At 43.4% G+C, this 18195-nt stretch carries 19 protein-coding genes; 17 read left to right on the forward strand and 2 right to left on the reverse strand.

The features are described from left to right. The 7 genes from DOT_RS08715 to DOT_RS08745 form a co-directional block, all read left to right on the forward strand. Window positions 1-368 (forward strand): 3D domain-containing protein (locus tag DOT_RS08715; RefSeq protein WP_009617198.1); only part of this gene is annotated, 368 nt, incomplete at its 5' end. Between the two features lie 78 nt (window positions 369-446). Next, entirely contained in the window at window positions 447-1619 is a 1173-nt protein-coding gene (locus tag DOT_RS08720) for a ubiquitin-like domain-containing protein (RefSeq protein WP_009617199.1), read from the forward strand. 298 nt (window positions 1620-1917) lie between these two features. Further along, on the forward strand, window positions 1918-2622 hold the full coding sequence (locus DOT_RS08725; RefSeq protein ID WP_009617201.1) for an N-acetylmuramoyl-L-alanine amidase: 705 nt from the start codon (window positions 1918-1920) through the stop codon (window positions 2620-2622). A 171-nt stretch (window positions 2623-2793) separates the two neighbouring features. Next, a complete protein-coding gene (locus DOT_RS08730; RefSeq protein WP_009617203.1) occupies window positions 2794-3963 on the forward strand; it encodes a glycosyl hydrolase family 18 protein in 1170 nt (389 codons plus the stop codon). A 193-nt stretch (window positions 3964-4156) separates the two neighbouring features. Further along, window positions 4157-4708, forward strand: a complete 552-nt coding sequence (gene rnmV, locus DOT_RS08735) for a ribonuclease M5 (RefSeq protein ID WP_009617205.1) — start codon at window positions 4157-4159, stop codon at window positions 4706-4708. Continuing rightward, window positions 4692-5534, forward strand: coding sequence for a 16S rRNA (adenine(1518)-N(6)/adenine(1519)-N(6))-dimethyltransferase RsmA (rsmA, locus tag DOT_RS08740; protein WP_009617207.1), 843 nt, complete (start codon window positions 4692-4694; stop codon window positions 5532-5534). Before rnmV ends, rsmA begins: the two co-directional genes overlap by 17 nt. Before the next feature lie 183 nt (window positions 5535-5717). Next, entirely contained in the window at window positions 5718-6344 is a 627-nt protein-coding gene (locus DOT_RS08745) for a hypothetical protein (RefSeq protein WP_242833804.1), read from the forward strand. Window positions 6345-6474: 130 nt separating this feature from the next. Here DOT_RS08745 and DOT_RS08750 read toward each other — a convergent pair whose 3' ends face one another. Continuing rightward, window positions 6475-7359 (reverse strand): glycosyltransferase family A protein, encoded by an 885-nt coding sequence (locus tag DOT_RS08750; RefSeq protein ID WP_009617210.1) that lies wholly within the window; start codon window positions 7357-7359, stop codon window positions 6475-6477. Window positions 7360-7501: 142 nt separating this feature from the next. On the opposite strand from DOT_RS08750, the gene yabG reads away from it, so the two are divergent. Continuing rightward, on the forward strand, window positions 7502-8338 hold the full coding sequence (yabG, locus tag DOT_RS08755; protein WP_009617215.1) for a sporulation peptidase YabG: 837 nt from the start codon (window positions 7502-7504) through the stop codon (window positions 8336-8338). 172 nt (window positions 8339-8510) lie between these two features. Here yabG and DOT_RS08760 read toward each other — a convergent pair whose 3' ends face one another. Beyond that, the gene (locus DOT_RS08760) at window positions 8511-8849 is read right to left on the reverse strand and encodes a L,D-transpeptidase (RefSeq protein ID WP_009617217.1); all 339 of its coding nucleotides are present in this window, start codon (window positions 8847-8849) and stop codon (window positions 8511-8513) included. A 158-nt stretch (window positions 8850-9007) separates the two neighbouring features. Here DOT_RS08760 and DOT_RS30365 point away from each other — a divergent pair, with 158 nt between their 5' ends. From DOT_RS30365 to DOT_RS08800, 9 genes are all read left to right on the forward strand, one after another. After that, entirely contained in the window at window positions 9008-9154 is a 147-nt protein-coding gene (locus DOT_RS30365; RefSeq protein WP_009617219.1) for a hypothetical protein, read from the forward strand. 59 nt (window positions 9155-9213) lie between these two features. Continuing rightward, the gene (locus DOT_RS08765) at window positions 9214-10014 is read left to right on the forward strand and encodes a cyanophycinase (protein ID WP_040411704.1); all 801 of its coding nucleotides are present in this window, start codon (window positions 9214-9216) and stop codon (window positions 10012-10014) included. Between the two features lie 98 nt (window positions 10015-10112). Further along, on the forward strand, window positions 10113-12770 hold the full coding sequence (gene cphA, locus DOT_RS08770; RefSeq protein ID WP_009617224.1) for a cyanophycin synthetase: 2658 nt from the start codon (window positions 10113-10115) through the stop codon (window positions 12768-12770). Between the two features lie 133 nt (window positions 12771-12903). Continuing rightward, a complete protein-coding gene (gene ispE / locus DOT_RS08775; RefSeq protein WP_040411705.1) occupies window positions 12904-13770 on the forward strand; it encodes a 4-(cytidine 5'-diphospho)-2-C-methyl-D-erythritol kinase in 867 nt (288 codons plus the stop codon). 15 nt (window positions 13771-13785) lie between these two features. Then, window positions 13786-14478, forward strand: coding sequence for a GntR family transcriptional regulator (locus DOT_RS08780; RefSeq protein ID WP_009617232.1), 693 nt, complete (start codon window positions 13786-13788; stop codon window positions 14476-14478). Window positions 14479-14483: 5 nt separating this feature from the next. Continuing rightward, entirely contained in the window at window positions 14484-15302 is an 819-nt protein-coding gene (gene purR, locus DOT_RS08785; RefSeq protein ID WP_009617234.1) for a pur operon repressor, read from the forward strand. A 131-nt stretch (window positions 15303-15433) separates the two neighbouring features. Beyond that, complete coding sequence (gene spoVG, locus DOT_RS08790; protein ID WP_009617236.1) at window positions 15434-15688, forward strand: septation regulator SpoVG; 255 nt, start codon at window positions 15434-15436, stop codon at window positions 15686-15688. Window positions 15689-15865: 177 nt separating this feature from the next. Next, window positions 15866-17227: a bifunctional UDP-N-acetylglucosamine diphosphorylase/glucosamine-1-phosphate N-acetyltransferase GlmU gene (gene glmU, locus DOT_RS08795; protein ID WP_009617237.1), complete on the forward strand. Its 1362-nt coding sequence runs from the start codon at window positions 15866-15868 to the stop codon at window positions 17225-17227. 15 nt (window positions 17228-17242) lie between these two features. Then, entirely contained in the window at window positions 17243-18184 is a 942-nt protein-coding gene (locus DOT_RS08800; protein WP_009617239.1) for a ribose-phosphate pyrophosphokinase, read from the forward strand. The last annotated feature ends 11 nt before the right edge of the window (window positions 18185-18195 follow it).

Here is an 18195-nt window from a genome sequence, read left to right on the forward strand (position 1 = left end):
CCAGTTTCGAACTCAAACGTCCTAAGAAAAAAGTGATTATTCAAAACTCTAAACCTGTAGTAGGAGAAGATTTCGAATTAGATAAAATGAGGATTAGTCAAACATTGAAAGTTGAGTCAACGGCTTATACGTATACAGGAAATAGAACGGCTACAGGTCTCGTTACGAGAGAAGGTTTGATTGCAGTTGACCCGAGAGTCATTGCAATGGGAAGCAAGGTCTATGTCGAAGGGTATGGATATGCTATAGCCGCAGACACTGGTGGAGATATTCGTGGAAATCGAATTGACGTGTTCTTCTCTACCCTTCGGCAGTGTATTGATTGGGGGCGAAGACCAGTTCATATTTATGTATTAAAACCCACTTAATGGAAAAAATTTTGACAACAGACCACTTATCCATTAAAATGGAGTTGCTAGGTCATATTAGGTCTTTGGAGGGATTCAATGTTTCATTTAACTCGAACTCGGGCTTTATCCTTGGTTCGGACGTCTCGTATAGCCCAAATGACTGTTGCGGTCTCTGCTATTTTTCTCATTGCCGTTGTGGCGTTTCTTTACAATGCCAAAACGATCTATGCCCACATTGACGGAAAAACCGTACGTATCACTACAATTTTTGAGAACGTTGGTCAGGCTCTGGCTCATTCTAGTTTAGAGTCTTATCCAGAAGATATTGTAAACCCCTCCCGAGAAACTAAAGTTACAAGTGGATTAATCGTAGAAGTGACAAAAAGTAAACCAGTTCATCTTTCAGTGGATGAACAGACTTTCAGTACTAGAACACCGTCTAAAACTGTGGGGGAAGCACTTGTCGATTTATCGGAACGGTATGGACTTCAGATTAAGGACGTCGATGAGGTTAATGTTTCACGTTCGGAAGCTGTCACGGACCAAATGGAAATTAAGGTACGCCGGGCTATTCCCATTCTTGTTCATGCGGATGGCAAGACCATAGATACGTATATTGCCCCACGAACCGTTGCAGATGCGCTTAAGAAACTAGGCATTGTCTTAGGAATGAAAGACAAGGTCTCGCTGGCCCTTGATCATCTACTTGAGCCTAACGAACAGGTGAGCGTGGTTCGAGTTGCGGAGCGAGTAGAAACCGTAAAAAGTGAGATTCCGTATCAAATCGTGTCACAGGCTGCGGATTTTCCGGTCGGATTACCAGACAAAGTCGTGAGCCGTGGTTCAAATGGAATTCAAGAACAGACGGTGAGACTAAGGTTAGAAGATGGAAAAGAAGTCGAGCGTGAGATACTTGATCAGCGAGTTGTTACAGCGCCGACCAATCAAGTAGTTTCGCGTGGTACCCAAACTTCAGTTTCACGGGGTGGGGAGACTATACGCTTTAAGCGAGCTTATGTCATGAGAGCAACAGCCTATTGTATGCCCGGAGGGAGAACAAAAACTGGGGCAACTGTTCGTTGGGGGATAGTTGCAGTAGATCCTAGAGTTATTCCTCTTGGTAAGAGTGTCTATGTTGAGGGTTATGGAAAGGCTCGTGCTTTAGATACTGGGGGATCAATAAGAGGGAACCGCGTCGACCTCTATATGAATTCTCAAGAGGCAGCATCTTCATATGGTGTTCGCAATGTCATGGTATATGTCCAGTAATATATCTTAATTATTTTGAAACTAAGCCTTCGTTTATAAGCGGAGGCTTATTTATATTAACTTGGCGCCAGCCAAGTTTTCTTATACTATACAGAAAGTATAGACTTACGTTATATACTTTCTAAGCATAAGTGCAACTAAGGTTGCCGCCCGCGCCTATGGCTGCAAGAAGGCTAATACGTGCGATAACAGTGTCTTCGTGGGCGCCAGCCAAGTTTTCTTTATGCTATTGAGGAAGTATAACTTCATTTATCGTCACATACTCTTTAATAGTAACCGTGAAACGGGGGAGTATCGTATGCATAAATCTGTAGGTATACTCGAGAAAAAAACTGCGATAGTACTTGTCTTGTGCGTCATGAGCATGCTGGTGTTCTCTGTGCTTTGGCAGGGTTCTACCGCTGTAATTAGCTATTCAGAGGAAGGTCATGTTGTGATGTTAGATCCGGGTCATGGAGGATATGATCCGGGTGCGACTACATCTCAGGGTGTTTATGAGAAATCGATTAATCTCCAAATTGCCCAAAAGATTAAAGCTATGCTTGAACCAAGTGGAATAAGGGTTTTCCTTACTCGGGAAGAAGATATTGACTACGCCCCGGATAGAGTCAAAGGAAAAAACACAAAAAAGCAAATTGACTTAAATCATCGTATTGATATGGCGAATGAGGCAAAGGCAGATGTGTTTGTAAGTTTACATGTCAATGCTACGGCAACTGGACAGAACTCTGGAGCGGAGACGTTTTATCATTATAAATCTGAACCTGGAAAAGGGTTAGCTGAATTGATTCAACAAGAATTGATTAAAATACCAGGAATGAATCGAAGAATTGCCAAACCGGGAGATTTTTATGTAATCAAAAACACAAGTATGCCTGCAGTCATTGTAGAAATGGGCTATTTATCGAGCAAAAAAGAACAGAAAAAGCTTCAACAATCTTGGTATCAAGAACAATTATCACGTGCCATTGCAAAAGGAATTGCTATTTATTTTGGGTACTAGTTAGAAATACAAGGTCAACGTCTGAAGGCTTGACTTTGTTTATATTTCTTAACTTCCATAATTGACTTAAAATAGATAAAAATAACGCTTCGTATTTTAATACATAACACCCTTTGAAGCGGGAAAAATAAAGTCAGTTACCAAATTTATATTAAGGAGTTGAAGAGCAGCATGAAACGGTTTCTGACTTTTATGATGAGCAGCGCCCTAATTTTGGGCCTCGCCTTGACAGGATGTACAAATGTACCGCCAACTTCTCCACCACAAAACCAGCAGCAAACCACGCAAAATACACAACCGCCGCAAGCTGAGGCAGGTGCAACACGAGATTCCGTATTAGGGTCAGAAAAACGGGTTGTTATGGGATTTTACACTGACCCTGAGGGGCCTACACCCGGTTCGAAGGAATCAATGCTCAAAAATGCTAAATTACTCGATGAGGTTGCGTTTTTCTGGTATTCCTTTGATGCATCAGGTAAAGTTATTCCGAGCGGTAAAGTCGATTTGAGTATTAAAGATAAGGCTCAAAAAAATGGGTCCAAAGCTTATGCCTTGGTGCATAACATGAACTTAAGCGGTTCGGTTGGTTTTGATGCCAATTTAGCTCACCGGGTTTTTTCTAATCCTGCTACAAGAGCTAAATTAGTGACGAACCTGGTCAACCTGACCACAAAGGATGGTTGGGACGGTATTTCAGTAGATGTTGAAAAGACACCTCCTGGAGATCGAAACAACTTTTCTTCCTTTGTTGCAGAGCTTAGCAAAGCATTAAAGGCTAAAGACAAAGTCTTGAACATTTCCATTCCGGCCAAATTTGTCGATTATCCTTCGGATCTGTGGTCAGGTGCGTATGACTATGCAGCCATTGGAAAATCTGCTGATCAAATTATTCTCATGACATATGATGAGCATGGTCTGGGCACAACCCAAGGACCCGTTGCCTCCCAAGGATGGGTAAATCGTGTTATTGATTTTGCTGTGGGAAAAATACCCAAGGAAAAAATTGTTATGGGCCTTCCTGTTTATTCGTTTGACTGGGGATCGAACAAGCCCCTACTGCCAGATTATTTATCCTATAGTCAAACTGTTGATCGGGCAAAAAAACATGGAGTACAAATCCTTACCGACCCCAGTGCTAAAGTGCCTCAATTTATATATACGTCTAATGGGATTCGACATGAAGTCTATTTCGAGAATGTTCCCAGTTTGAGGATAAAAATGGATTATGCACTCAAACACAAGTTGCATGGTGTTGCAGTTTGGCGTTTAGGAATGGAGGATCCTGCTATCTGGGATGCGCTCATAAAAACGTATGGAACCAATAAAGAAACAAGAAAATAAAGACATTTAAGGGCTCTGAAATCGAGCCCTTCTTCAGTTTATATGGGTTATCGTAGGGCACGAAGCATTCGTGCCCTATTCTTTTATAGAATTTCAACTAATTTCGCTGTATTGTACATCTAAATTTGGTTAAAAATTTGAGTCTTTAAAGATTCTCAGTTAAGATATAAGAGTTGGAAATGGAGGAAATTACATGATCAAGGAGCTTATTGTTGTTGAAGGAAAAAATGATGCACATGCGGTACGACAAGCCCTCGGGGAAGTTGATATAATTTGGACGGAGGGTTATGGACTGACAAAGAAAAAGTTAGATTACATTGCAGAAATGGCAAACCGTCAAGGAGTGATCGTTTTTACAGATCCGGATACGGTTGGAGAGCAGATCCGAAATCGTATCCGGACCTATGTTCCTCAGGCTAAGCACACTTACCTGACTAGAAAAGCAGCCACCAAACAAGGCGATATTGGGGTAGAAAATGCAACACTACATGAAATTCGACGCGCCTTTGCTCATATACAACAAGAGCAGGGGACTCTTGTTGAAAATTTTACGATAGAGGATTTACTCTTATATGGTCTTATGGGGTCATCACGGGCGAGTGAATATAGGTTAATACTTGGGCGTAAGCTGGGAATCGGGGACACTAATGCCAAACAATTTCTTCATCGGTTGAACCGTTTTGGGATATCTCGCGAGGCTTTTATTCAAGCGATTGAGGAGGTTCAGCATGGAGAGCGCAGCTGAATACACACGACGTCTAATCAAGAGCGGGGCTCGCGCTCAGAAATCTATGGGTCAGAATTTTTTGATGAGTGACGAAGTAATCAACTGCATTGTTGCAGCCAGTACGTTGCACCCAGAGGTTCCACTCGTTGAAATTGGGCCGGGTCTTGGTGTGTTAACCCGGATTCTTGCCACAAAAGTTCAAAAGATGTGGGCAGTAGAGCTAGATAGACATAAAATTGGGATTTTGAACAAAGAACTCAAGGGCCTTCCTATAGAAATTATTAATCAAGATGCTTTAAAGCTGGATCTAAATGAATTATGGGGAGATCAAATGGGTTATTTGGTAGGGAATTTGCCTTACTATATTACAAGTCCCTTAATCATGCACTTTCTTGAGCAAACAGACCGTTTAAGTGGGATGACGATTATGGTGCAAAAAGAAGTAGCTGACCGAATTGCAGCCCTACCCGGAAGTAAGACTTACGGTGTTTTATCCATTGCAGTTCAGATTTCAGCCAAAGTTACTAAAATAATGGATGTTTTACCTAGTTCATTTTGGCCAGCTCCAAAAGTCACGTCTGCCGTAATTAGATTAGACCTTCGACCTTATTCGGGGTTTGATGTGGATAAGAGGGAGTTTTTTCAAGTAGTCAAAGCGGCTTTTAGTCAGCGGCGCAAGACGTTAGGTAATTCATTAGCGGGTGGATTAGGGCTAAGAAAAGAAGAAGTCATCGAACGATTGCAAGGTGCAGGAATATCTGATGGGCGGCGAGCAGAATCATTGAGTATTGATGAGTTTCAGGAATTAACAAAAGCTTTTTCGCAACATAACTCCCAGCAATGATTGTCTAATCTTACTAGTCTAAACTTTAGCTTGAGTGAGTTAGAATATGAATATTATACAAAGGTTTATTTTAAGAAAGTCCCTCCGATAGGGTCTTTCTTTTTTTCTTGAAAGAGAGCATAAAAGATGATGAATTCCCGAACTATAAGAAAGCCTAAGTGTATCTAAAGTAACTTTAGGGTCATGGCGATAAGGATTACGGAGGGTGAACCAGGGTTGGGTAAAATAAGCAACGAACGTTTTATGAAATGGTCGAGCGTTATCGCCACAATGGCGACTACAGTGATAGCGCTCACTGCATTGATTACCGTCTATTTGACAATAACAGCATGGAAAGTACAACAGAATACTTCGCGACCATATTTCGTCTTAAAAGAGTCTCCTATTGTTGACCTAAATAATGAACTTAGCTTGGAGTTAAAATTCAATAATGTAGGAGTACATCCTGCCGTCAATCTTTCAAGCGAGACAATTGTTTTTGATGATCGTTTATCCGGAAACCCGATTCATCATGATGAATCAGCCATTGTTAATGAAATTTCTAAAGATGCTTCGTCGAGCTTAGTTATGATCATACCTAGTGATGAGATTAACCCCAAACAAACTAATATTAATGCACAATATGTAGTTGTTGACTTACAGTATGATGATCCCATCTTAAGCAAATCCTTCAACCAAACAATTTACATGAAGTGGAATGGGGTTCTAGAGGGAAAATTGCAACCCACTGTGCACGTACGGGTGGAAGAAAAGGCGAAAATTCTAGAATACTTTAAGAAGCATGATATCGATCCTAAAATTAGGAGCTAGGCGCATAACATAACCAAAATAGCTCTATAAAATATTATGACTGTATAGTTGCAAGGTTATAAAGAGCTGAGACAATGTGTCCCAACCCTTTGCTTTGTTATTCTGTGTTACATTATTTTTTCTGATATTCTTATTTGGATCTACTAAGGTCAATAGAGTCGGAATGACCTAAGATTGGAGTAAAGGATCCAGGGATAATAACATGCTGTTCATAAAACATATCATGAGACCTTAGAGACTGATCCCAATTCTGAAGGAGATCAAATCGTCGTTCTAGGTGGTAACCCATTAATTCATGTTTGCCGAGTGTGCGAGTTAGAGGTTTATTTTGAACGAGAGCTAATCCCATGAGGCAATCCCCAATGATCGTTTCAGCAATTAGGCGAGCATGCTGCCGATGTTTTCTTGGAGAATGTAGTGTTTCGTGGGGGATGGATGTAGCTACTTTAATGTTCAAGCCACTTTCCTTGGCCCAATACAAGGTGAGCGGGGGAATCGCAATGGCTTCGAGAGGAAGGAGTCGTAACGCGTGCAGGGAAAGTGCATGTGGACCATGCGTTGGGGTAGCTAAGCCTAGTGTCTTAAAGAGATCAAGTTCGCGGTTGAGCTTTGCCCGGAATTTAAGGACAAGGTTAGCTAGTTTTTGGCGATGTGTAATATATGGATAGCAATTGGTTAAAGCGACATCAATCCCAGAATGGATGGTAGCTAGAAGAGACATGAGATTTGGATAAATATCCCCAGACATATCGCCGTCGAGAAACAGCGCCCCGTTTGCTCCTAAATTTCGAGCGTAAAGAGCGCCAACAGCTCGTGGTATATCAATTCCTAAGGGGTCTGAAAAATAAAGAATATGAATACGATTATCGGGTATCGAACGAGCAAGTTCTAATGTTCGGTCTGTGCAGCCGTTAAGAACTAAAATGATGTAGCTGACTGGGAGACGCAAAACTGTGGTTAAGACTGCCAAGATGCTCTTTTCTTCATTTTTGGCCGGTATGACTGCTGCGAACATCTTAGGTCCTCCTTTTATTTATAATTACTATAATCTATGCCATTTATTTCTGTTTGACATAGTATATAGCAAATTCGTAGTTTGTAGATCGTAGTCCCAACTACAAACCACGAATATCGAACCACGATAAGGAGGTTAGGCTATGTTTCACGTCGGGGATATTGTGGCGCGGCTTTCACACCGACAGGATATTTTCTTTCGCATTGACCAGTTAAACTCGAGTGTTAATGGCGAACGTTCGGCCATTCTCAAAGGGCTCAATTTAAGGCTATTAGCAGATGCTCCGGTCACAGATCTTGTTTCGAAGAGGCCGATGGAGATTGCGAATTATGAGCGTGAAGATAATAAAATGATTTATAAGAAACTACACAAACTAACCTGTCAAAGGAAAGTGGATCAAGATGATCAAAGGGAATTTTTCGAGATTCCGGGACGGGTGTTGCAGCTTGACGGCGACCAAGATTATTTAAGCCAGTGTATTAAGACGTATCGACAAATGGGAATTGAAGCTAAAGGGATTTGCAAATCTGAGATAGAACAACCAAGAGTAATTCGCAAGATATTACAAGAGAATCCGGCTGATATCCTGGTATTAACAGGTCATGACGGATTTATTAACGGAAAAATAGATTTTCATAGTATGGACAGTTATCGGAGTTCACGCTATTTTGTGGAATCTGTCCTGGAGGCCCGGCGTTTTCAGCATAACCGGGATGCTTTAGTAATCTTTGCAGGAGCTTGTCAATCCAATTATGAGGCGATTCTTTCAGCCGGGGCCAATTTTGCTTCATCTCCGAAACGCATGTTGATTCATGCCTTTGACCCAGTCTTCATCGTTGAGCGAATTGCCTTTACCCCAACTGACCAGATTGTTTCAGTGAAGGATATTCTCATGCATACTATTACTGGGACGGATGGGATTGGAGGGGTTGAAACGAGAGGGCAGATGCGGCGGGGATATCCTAGAAGCCCTTATTAAAAGGGGCGGGTGAGGAAAAAGTATGATCTAGGCAGTAAGTAAAAAAAGAGCTGCCTGGATCACACTTTTTTTATACTTATCAGAAAGTATAAACTTCGTTTGCATACTTTCTGTAGCATAAGTGCAACTAGGCAGCCGCCTTCGCTAAGGCTTGGCGCCAGCCAAGTTTTCTTTAACGTTCAATGATCACTGGAGTTCCAATTTCGACGCGTTGGAAGAGGGCTTCGACATCGTGGTTATGCATACGGATACATCCTTTGGACACGGCTTGCCCAATACTTGCTGAGTTATTTGTTCCATGAATTCCATAATGAGGAATTGAAAGCCCCATCCACCGACTACCAAAGAGACCGCCGGGATAAACTGTTTTAGTGGCGATGGTGTAGCGTCCATGGGGTGTAGGGGTTGCTCCTTTGCCAACTGCAATTGGGTAATGGTGGATCAGTCGATTTCCTTCATAAAGCTCTAACTGTCGACGAGCGGTATGAATAACAATTAAACGGTTGGGCATTGAGCGGGAGCCTCCTTTCTTCGGTAATTGAGTTCTACTATCAGAAAGTATAAACTTCCGTTATATACTTTCTAAGCATAAGTGCAACTAGGCAGTCGCCTTCGCTAAGGGTCCCTTCTCGCCATCACGGCGCCTAGCCATCCTGCAAGAAGGCTAATATGTGCGAAGACAGTGTCTTCGGGCGGCGCTCTAACCTCGAACGTCGTGTTCGAGTCATGGCTTCAGGGACACTCGACCATCCATGGTCAGCGCTTGGCGCCAGCCAAGTTTTCTTTATATCTCATGGTATGTTAGCGATTAATTAATGTTCTTTGCATAATTAAACCCTCTTTAGGTGGAAAATATACGGACTGGAGGGATCAGTTTGACTGAACATGTGGAAGGAAAGCTGCTTATCATCGGTGGTGCAGAAGATAAAAAGAACGAGTGTAAAATCCTTAAACGTTTTGTCCAGGAGTCGGGTGGTAGGGAAAGCCGTATCACGGTCCTGACAGCTGCGACAGAATACCCGCTCCAAGTAGGGACAGAATATCATTCCTTGTTTCTCGAACTGGGGGCCCAAGAAGTGCAGGTTTTAGATGTTTTAGACCGGACTCAGGCAAATAGGCAAGGGATCGAGAGGGAGCTGGAAAAATCGACGGGGGTCTTTTTCACTGGGGGGGATCAACTGAGGATCACTGGTTTGCTAGGGGGGACCTTGCTCGGCAGGATGCTCGAGCAGCTATATGAACAGGGCGTAATTATTGCGGGAACGAGTGCAGGGGCTTCAGTAATGTCGGATACGATGATTGTCGGAGGAGAAGCAGGAACGGCGAAGAAGGATACCTTGACGATGGCACCAGGCTTGGGATTGTTACGTTCCGTCGTAATTGATCAACACTTTGCTCAACGTGGGCGAATCGGACGTCTCTTATCGGCAATCTCTCAAAATCCCTATGTTCTTGGTGTGGGGATTGATGAAGATACGGCTATTTTAGTACAGTCTGATGCGCGTTTTTCAGTCGTTGGAACTAACACGGTAACTGTGGTGGATGCGTCTTCCTCCACCACAACGAACGTTTCGGAAACGACACCGGGGCAAGCCTTGGTTTTGAGTCCAATTTTGATGCATGTTCTATCCGATGGCTATGGATTTGATCTAAAACGTAGAGTTTCCTTACTTTAGACAAAGAGATTGACCTAATTAGAGAATACCAAGAGGAAAAAGGGTTAAAACTAGGGGTGTATATTACCCATTGCTGCGGAAGGGAGAACAACAACATAATGGAGATTAGAGAAATCCAAGCGATCGAAGGGGCCAATGTTTACAGTCATCGGCCGATTATTCGAGCGATTGTGGATCTCCAAGAATGGACCGAACGATTTAGTAATGAATTGGGAGATTTTAGTCTGCGTCTCGTCGAGCATTTACCGACCTTGGCAGATCACTATTGTTCAAGGGGTAAACTTGGTGGATTCCTAGAGCGGTTACAAGAGGGAACCCTTATTGGACATGTCATTGAACATGTGACCATCGACCTTTTGACACAAGCTGGGCAAACCATTAAATATGGTAAGACTATGGCAATGTTGGATCAACCAGGTTGGTATGAGATTATTTTCAACTACGAGGCTAAAGAGGGAGCTGTTGAGGCCTTTAAACAAGGGTTCGCTCTTGTGAAGACTCTTCTGAATCAAGAATCTTTTGATGTAATATATGCCGTAAATTGCATAAAAAAGGTAATGAGTGAATACAAATTAGGGGTTTCAACGCAAGTTATCATTGAAGCATGTCAGGAACGAGGAATTCCTGTACATCGTCTCAATGAGGGGAGCTTGCTGCAATTGGGGTACGGTCGGAATCAACGTCGTATTCAAGCAACAATAACGGGTGCAACTTCTAGTATCGCTGTAGACATTGCCTGTGATAAAGAAATGACTAAGAAAATATTGAGCGATGGTGGGGTTCCCGTACCTTGGGGTTATATTGTGAGGACGGAAGAAGAAGCTGCTCAAGCCTTCCTAGATATGAAAACGGCTGTTGTAATTAAGCCATTGCATGGAAACCAAGGTAAAGGGGTAACCCTTCGCCTAACGAGCGCGTCAGAAGTTAAGGCTGCGTTTAGGGTCGCTCAAACTTATGGGGATTGGGTTATCATTGAAGAGTACATTGCGGGGCAACATTATCGATTGGTTGTCGTAGGAGATCGTCTAATTGCTGCGGCGAAGCGGGTTCCAGCCCATGTAATTGGGGATGGCTCGTCTACGATTGCCGAGTTGGTGGAGCAAACGAATGCGGACCCTCTGCGTGGGGATGACCATGAGAAGGCCTTAACAAAGATTGTAATTGACCCCGTGGTGCTTTTAACCCTTGCCCAAAGGCAATTGGCTCTATCATCCGTTCTTGAACATGGGGAAGTGGTTTATTTGCGTGACAGTGCTAATTTAAGCACTGGAGGAATCGCTGAGGATGTGACGGACTTGGTACATCCGGATAATGTAGATTTAGCAGTATGCACAGCCAAGCTGATTGGTTTGGACGTTGCAGGCATTGATTTAGTAATTGAGGATATCGAATTGTCCTATCGCGAAGGAAATGGACATATCATTGAAGTCAACGCAGCACCAGGAATTCGTATGCATCATTTTCCAAGCGTTGGTAAAGCGCGTGAGGTAGGCAAGGCCATCGTCGAGCAAGTGTTACCTTCGGGAAATGGAAGAATTCCTATCATCTCGATAACAGGTACTAACGGGAAAACTACCACGACTCGTATGATCAACAAAATGCTTAAAGATCAGCAGCTTTTAGTGGGCATGACTTCCACAGATGGGATCTATATCAATCAAAAATTATGGATTAAAGGAGATATGACCGGACCAGAGAGTGCAAGAATTGTCTTGAGACATCCTGATGTCCAAGTTGCTGTTCTAGAAACAGCTCGCGGTGGCATTCTCCGAGCAGGCTTAGGCTATGAATATGCCGATGTAGCGGTTATAACGAATGTTTCCAATGATCATCTAGGTCAGTATGGTATAGAGACGCTCGAAGATATAGCTCATGTCAAGAGTCTGGTCGCTGAGGTTGTCAAGCCTCATAGCTACGTGGTATTGAATGCGGATGACCTCCATGTAGTGCACATGGCGCAGCGTACGAAAGGGAAAATTATCTTCTTTAGTACTGAAAAGGACAACTTTTATGTTCGTAAACATTTGGGGTTAGGAGGAACAGCCGTCTTTGTGCGCCGAGGGATGATCTTAATTTGTCAGGGTTCACAAAGTTTTAAAATCTGTTCGGTGAAACAGATTCCTGTGACCTGGGAAGGGAAAGCCAAACATAATATTCATAATGCCTTAGCGGCAGTTGCAACAGGATGGGCATTAGGACTAAGTGCTGCGGCCATTCGGAATTCTCTTCAAGATTTTTCCTCGGATACAGAACACAATCGAGGGCGACTAAATCTTTATGAGTTGGATGGAGTTCATGTTTTTGTGGACTATGGACATAATGCTGCTGGAATTCAAGAAGTGGCAAAAACACTTAAACAGTTCAAGGGGAGTTCGCTGGTGGGCTGTATAACAGTACCAGGTGACCGGCCAGATGAATCGATTTGTGAAGTTGGCCGGATAGCCGCGCAGAGTTTTCAACGTTTGATTATCCGAGAAGATGCTGATTTGCGTGGACGCAAACCGGGAGAGATTTCTCAACTTCTTTATGATGAAGCGGTGCAGAATGGGATGAGTCCGAATAAGATAAGAATCGTGCTTTCGGAAATAGAAGCCTTTCGAAATGGATTAGATAGTTGCGTTCCGGGGGACACTTTTGTGATGTTCTATGAACATCTTGAGCCAATTGAGGAGGAAATTCATAAGCGTTTGGAATTACAAAAGGCGTTATCATTTGAACCAGCGCAGAATGAATGGGTTGTTGGGGGAGAATTTTAGGGATTAAGGAGGGGCGAGGATTATCTTCGTCCCTTTTGATTCTTATTTAACAAGGAGAAGTGCTGGATCTCCAACCCGAAAATATGTATAATGAAGGGAAATACATTCGTAATGTTCGGAAAGGGCAATGCAAATGGAACAATCTTTTCTAACAACGTTCGCATACGCCAAGATTAATCTAGCCTTAGCCATTCCCGGAATTCTGGAAGATGGGTATCATGAACTGCAAAGTGTCATGCAATCCATTGCCTTACACGATATTGTCCGGGTTCGGCGTCGCGGAGAGAAGGTTGTATGCCGTTGTGGAGCATTAAGTGGCTCAGGAAATTTAGCGTATAAGGCTGCTGTCTTATTTCAGGAACAGTGTGGTCTATCTGATGGGATTGAGATTGAGATCGAAAAAAATATTCCGGTACAGGCTGGATTAGCTGGTGGGAGTACGGACGCGGCAGCGACGCTTCGTTTATTAAATCAACTCTATGAAGAACCTCTCGATAGGGAAGTACTCCTCGCACTTGCAACGAGATGTGGTGCAGATGTGGCCTTCTGCCTCCAGGGAGGAACGATGTGGGCGACTGGACGCGGAGAGCAGCTTGAATTATTGCCCACAGCTCCAAAGCTAGATCTTGTCTTAATTAAACCCTTTGCCGGAGTGAACACAAGGGAAGCCTATCGCCGCTTTGACGAAGTTGGGCAGTGTGGACATTTAACGCGAACGGATTGGGAAAATGCCTTAACCCAGAGGTCGACACAGCGAATCGCCGATCTGCTTTACAATGATTTAGAGTCTGCCTCTATCCAAATGGTTCCTCAAATTTTGAAATTTAAGCAGCTCTTGCTGGAGGCAAAGTGTTACGGAGCCTTAATGTCTGGAAGCGGTTCCTGTGTATTTGGGATTGCTCAAGGAGGACAACATGCCATAGAGGTCGCTGGGCAGTTGAGAAAAAAAGGCTTTAAAAATGTTTGGGTTACAACAACGGTTGCAGAGGTTAGAGGATGAAAGGAGAGATATTTCGTGGAGAAACGATTGGTACCAGTTATACTTGATGGATATAAGCCATTACGAGAAATTGTTTTTGAATCGATGCGCGATGCAATACTCAGTGGAGTTCTTAAGCCTGGGGAGCGTTTGATGGAAATTCAATTGGCCGAAGAAATGGGAGTTAGCCGAACCCCAGTACGTGAGGCAATTCGAAAATTAGAACTAGAGAATTTTGTGGTCATGATTCCACGCAAGGGAGCGTATGTTGCTGGCGTCTCCTTAAAAGATGTCGCCGATGTTTTTGAGATCCGTTCTGCGTTAGAGGGATTGGCTGCAGGGCTTGCAGCAGAGCGTATTACAGAAGACGAATTGGAACAAATGGAGCAGGCTTTGTTTTTTAGAGTCAGTGAGAGTGAAATGAACTTAGAGCAGATTGTGAAGTCGGATACTGATTTTCATGCCTTGGTCTATAGAGCCAGTCGCAATGAACGGCTGATTCAGATCCTAGAAAATTTGAGAGAACAGATTCAACGTTTTCGAGCAACTTCACTGGCAGTTCCAGGGCGGAACAAACTGGCGATTGAAGAACACCGCATGATTGTTGAAGCCTTAAGAAATCACGATAGCGAGGAAGCACAATCTTTGGCGATGGCGCATATTGTTACGGCTGAGAATGTAATGTTTGAAGCGATTAGTCTAAAGAATGATCCGGATAAGGTGGATTAATAAGCGTGGAGAAGATGAAAAGAGCAGAACGGATGGTGGCCATCACCCAAGTGTTGATGTTAAAGCCGAATATCCTGACTCCGTTAACCCTATTTGCAGAACGATTTGGTACGGCCAAGTCCACAATTAGTGAGGATCTGATGGCTGTTAAGGGGAGTTTACTCCTTTCAGGGCAGGGTCACCTTGAAACAATTCCAGGTGCAGCTGGGGGGGTTCGTTATATTCCGGAAATTGCTAAAGAGGAAGCGACACAATTCCTTAGCAAGCTTGCTGAATGTCTGAGCAATAAAGAGCGAATTCTTGCGGGCGGTTTTCTGTATATGAACGATATATTGTTCGATCCATCTGTTTTACGCCCACTTGGCCTTATTTTTGCCGGTGCTTTTAGAGATAAAAAACCTGATGTTGTGGTGACCATTGAAACGAAAGGAATTCCGTTGGCCCTTGTTACGGCAGAGGCCTTAGGTTTGCCGATGGTGGTCATTCGCAGTGGAAACAAAGTAACAGAAGGTTCTTCTGTAAGTATTAATTATGTTTCTGGATCATCTCGGCGTATTCAAACTATGTCGCTTTCTCGCAGGGCCTTAGATCCCCAACGACGCGTTCTTGTAATCGATGATTTCATGAAGGCGGGGGGAACCGCGCTAGGGATAAAGAATTTAATGTCAGAATTTGAAGCTAACGTTGTGGGAATTGGGGTATTGGTGGAAGCCAAGATAACGGAAGATCCTAAGCTTGTTGAAGGATATTTATCTCTTTTACAGCTTAGAGAACTAGACTTGCATTCTGGAAAAATGTTAGTTGTCCCTATGGATAGCTTATAAACTCTCTATTATTTATGACGTTTTCTTTATCTTGTGGAAATTTTTCTGAATATAAGGCAGGATTTTTTTACCATACAGAGAATACCATTATGAATAAGCCCGAAGGATAAGTGGGAGGGTGGTGATTCATAATGAATATTACCGATGTGCGGGTTCGGAAGATTAACACGGAAGGAAAGATGAAGGCTGTGGTCTCTGTGACCTTTGATAATGCTTTTGTCGTTCATGATGTCAAAGTCGTTGAAGGTATGAATGGTATTTTTGTAGCCATGCCTAGCCGTAAAACTCCTGAAGGGGAATTTCGTGATATCGCCCACCCCATTTCTGCTGCAGCACGAGAAGTGATCCAGACGGCTGTTTTAAAAGCTTATCAAGAGGCTATTTAAACGCATATTATAGATACTTTCAGACTTGTTAAAGGAGACCTTGCAGTAGGTCTTCTTTTTCTTTATAAGATTAAAACTTCGGCATAAAAGAGGATTTTGGTCTGATCTGACGAATAAAGAACTTTCGGGATGTAATAATAAGTTGAGGTTAAACTAAAGCTGGAGGCGAATTAGATTATGTCTAATTTGGTGGCGGTGGTCATGGCTGCAGGAAAAGGGACAAGAATGAAATCGAAGTTGCCGAAAGTAATGCATCTATTGGCAGGGAAAACTCTCATTGAACATGTCTTGGACACTGTAACCCAAGTTGGAATAGAACGTCCGCTGGTTATAGTTGGGCATGGTCGAGAGGTTATTGAGGCCAGTGTTTGTGGGCGCGCTGAAACCGTGGTTCAAACAGAGCAACTTGGAACCGGACATGCTATTATGCAAGTTCTACCTTATCTGGAAGGCGTCCAGACCGTTCTTGTCCTAAGTGGAGATCAGCCGTTACTTAAACCTGAGACACTACATGCTCTTATTGAATTGCACGAGACTCAAGGGGTTAGCGCCACGGTTTTGACAGCCTATATGGATCAGCCTTTTGGTTATGGACGGATTATTAAAAATGGTGATCAGCTTGTGAAAATTGTTGAGGAAAAAGACGCAACCCTTGATGAACGACAAATCAACGAAATAAACACGGGGACGTACTGTTTTAAAGGATCGGCACTCAAGGACGCCTTGACGAAAATCACTCTTCAGAATGCCCAAGGGGAATATTATCTGACAGAAGTCTTTGATGTTTTTTTAAGACACGGGGAAAAAATGTCGACCTATTGTACTGCGGATTCACAGGAAGCATTGGGCATTAACAGCCGAAGCCAATTGGCTGATGCCGAAGCAATTTTTCGCGAGCGCATTCTTGAACATTGGATGAACGAAGGAGTTACGCTAGTAGATCCCTCTTCGACCTTTATCGACGCGGAAGTCGAACTCACCCAGGACGTAACGATTTTACCCTTCACCCGTTTGATGGGTAAAACACGGATTGAAGAGGATGCCGTGATTGGGCCTCAGACTAGTCTGGAAAATTGTACGGTGGGGTGTGGTTCTGAAGTGACCTACACTGTGGCCAAAGACGCGGTGATTGGCGAACGCTGTCACGTTGGTCCGTTTGCCTATTTACGGCCCGGTACAAAACTAGAAGCAGAGGTAAAAGTAGGGGACTTTGTAGAAATTAAAAATAGTTGGATTGAAACAGGTGCGAAAGTACCTCATTTGAGTTATATTGGAGACGCACACATCGGGAAATCAGCGAATATCGGAGCGGGTACCATTACGTGTAATTACGATGGAGTAAAAAAATCGCTCACTACAATTGGTGATTATGCTTTCATCGGTAGTAATACAAACTTGGTTGCTCCGGTTGAAGTGGGGGAACATGCTGTTACGGGCGCAGGGTCTACTATTACGAAGAATGTTCCTGCAGAGGCCTTGGCTGTTGAACGGAGTCAGCAGGTAATCAAGGAACATTGGTATCGCAAAAAGATGAAATAGGAGGCTAAAAGAGGCATGGCGGCAAAAGAATTTAAGATTTTTTGTGGGAATGCCAATCGGCCGTTGGCACAGGAAATCGTGGACTACCTGGGAGTCCCGCTTGGTGAAGCAAACATAAGACGTTTTGGAGATGGGGAAATCTGTCTAGCCATTGACGAGAGCGTTCGAGGTTCGGATATTTATATTGTTCAGCCCACCTGCTATCCTACCAATGACAACATCATGGAATTATTAATCATGATTGATGCCATTCGTAGGGCTTCAGCGCGTCGTATTACTGCTGTGATGCCCTATTATGGATATGCCCGTCAAGAACGTAAATCAAGGGCTCGCGACCCTATCACAGCAAAATTAATGGCGAACATAATTGCCTCAGCGGGAGCGGATCGTGTCGTAACTATGGATTTACATGCTCCAGCGATTCAAGGGTTTTTCGATATCCCATTGGATCACTTGCCAGGAGTTCCAATTTTGGCAGAGTACTTCCGAGAAAAGGGGCTTGAAAATATCTGTGTCGTATCCCCAGATTTAGGAGGAGTGACACGGGCTCGGAATCTCGCGGAGCGGATTGGTGCGTCCATAGCTATTATTGATAAACGTAGACCTGAGCCTAATGTTTCCGAGATCATGCATGTCATCGGTGAACTGAAAGGGAAGACCGTGATTATGATCGATGACATTATTGATACCGCCGGTACAATTACTCTAGGAGCTCAAGCTCTTGTCGAGCGGGGTGCTAGGGAAGTGTATGCATGTTGTACTCATGCTGTGTTATCTGGGCCAGCTATTGAACGTATAGAGAACTCTGTTATTCGTGAACTTGTTGTGACAAATACGATTCCGTTAGGCAAGGAAAAAATGATTCCTCGGATTAAGGCGTTGTCTGTTGCCCCGCTCTTGGGTGAAGCCATTGTCCGCATTCACGAAGATCTCTCGGTCAGTAAACTCTTTAGTTAAAAAGACCCCTG

The organism is Desulfosporosinus sp. OT (genome assembly GCF_000224515.1).
Classification (GTDB): domain Bacteria; phylum Bacillota; class Desulfitobacteriia; order Desulfitobacteriales; family Desulfitobacteriaceae; genus Desulfosporosinus.

What these genes read in the sequence shown, in the direction of transcription:
- DOT_RS08800 (WP_009617239.1), top strand. Translation starts at nt 17,243, where the DNA reads ATGGCGGCAAAAGAATTTAAGATTTTTTGTGGGAATGCCAATCGGCCG.
- ispE (WP_040411705.1), top strand. Translation starts at nt 12,904, where the DNA reads ATGGAACAATCTTTTCTAACAACGTTCGCATACGCCAAGATTAATCTA.
- cphA (WP_009617224.1), top strand. Translation starts at nt 10,113, where the DNA reads ATGGAGATTAGAGAAATCCAAGCGATCGAAGGGGCCAATGTTTACAGT.
- yabG (WP_009617215.1), top strand. Translation starts at nt 7,502, where the DNA reads ATGTTTCACGTCGGGGATATTGTGGCGCGGCTTTCACACCGACAGGAT.
- rsmA (WP_009617207.1), top strand. Translation starts at nt 4,692, where the DNA reads ATGGAGAGCGCAGCTGAATACACACGACGTCTAATCAAGAGCGGGGCT.
- DOT_RS08720 (WP_009617199.1), top strand. Translation starts at nt 447, where the DNA reads ATGTTTCATTTAACTCGAACTCGGGCTTTATCCTTGGTTCGGACGTCT.
- spoVG (WP_009617236.1), top strand. Translation starts at nt 15,434, where the DNA reads ATGAATATTACCGATGTGCGGGTTCGGAAGATTAACACGGAAGGAAAG.
- DOT_RS30365 (WP_009617219.1), top strand. Translation starts at nt 9,008, where the DNA reads ATGTGCGAAGACAGTGTCTTCGGGCGGCGCTCTAACCTCGAACGTCGT.
- DOT_RS08725 (WP_009617201.1), top strand. Translation starts at nt 1,918, where the DNA reads ATGCATAAATCTGTAGGTATACTCGAGAAAAAAACTGCGATAGTACTT.
- DOT_RS08760 (WP_009617217.1), bottom strand. Translation starts at nt 8,849, where the DNA reads ATGCCCAACCGTTTAATTGTTATTCATACCGCTCGTCGACAGTTAGAG.
- DOT_RS08750 (WP_009617210.1), bottom strand. Translation starts at nt 7,359, where the DNA reads ATGTTCGCAGCAGTCATACCGGCCAAAAATGAAGAAAAGAGCATCTTG.
- glmU (WP_009617237.1), top strand. Translation starts at nt 15,866, where the DNA reads ATGTCTAATTTGGTGGCGGTGGTCATGGCTGCAGGAAAAGGGACAAGA.
- rnmV (WP_009617205.1), top strand. Translation starts at nt 4,157, where the DNA reads ATGATCAAGGAGCTTATTGTTGTTGAAGGAAAAAATGATGCACATGCG.
- DOT_RS08730 (WP_009617203.1), top strand. Translation starts at nt 2,794, where the DNA reads ATGAAACGGTTTCTGACTTTTATGATGAGCAGCGCCCTAATTTTGGGC.
- DOT_RS08745 (WP_242833804.1), top strand. Translation starts at nt 5,718, where the DNA reads ATGGCGATAAGGATTACGGAGGGTGAACCAGGGTTGGGTAAAATAAGC.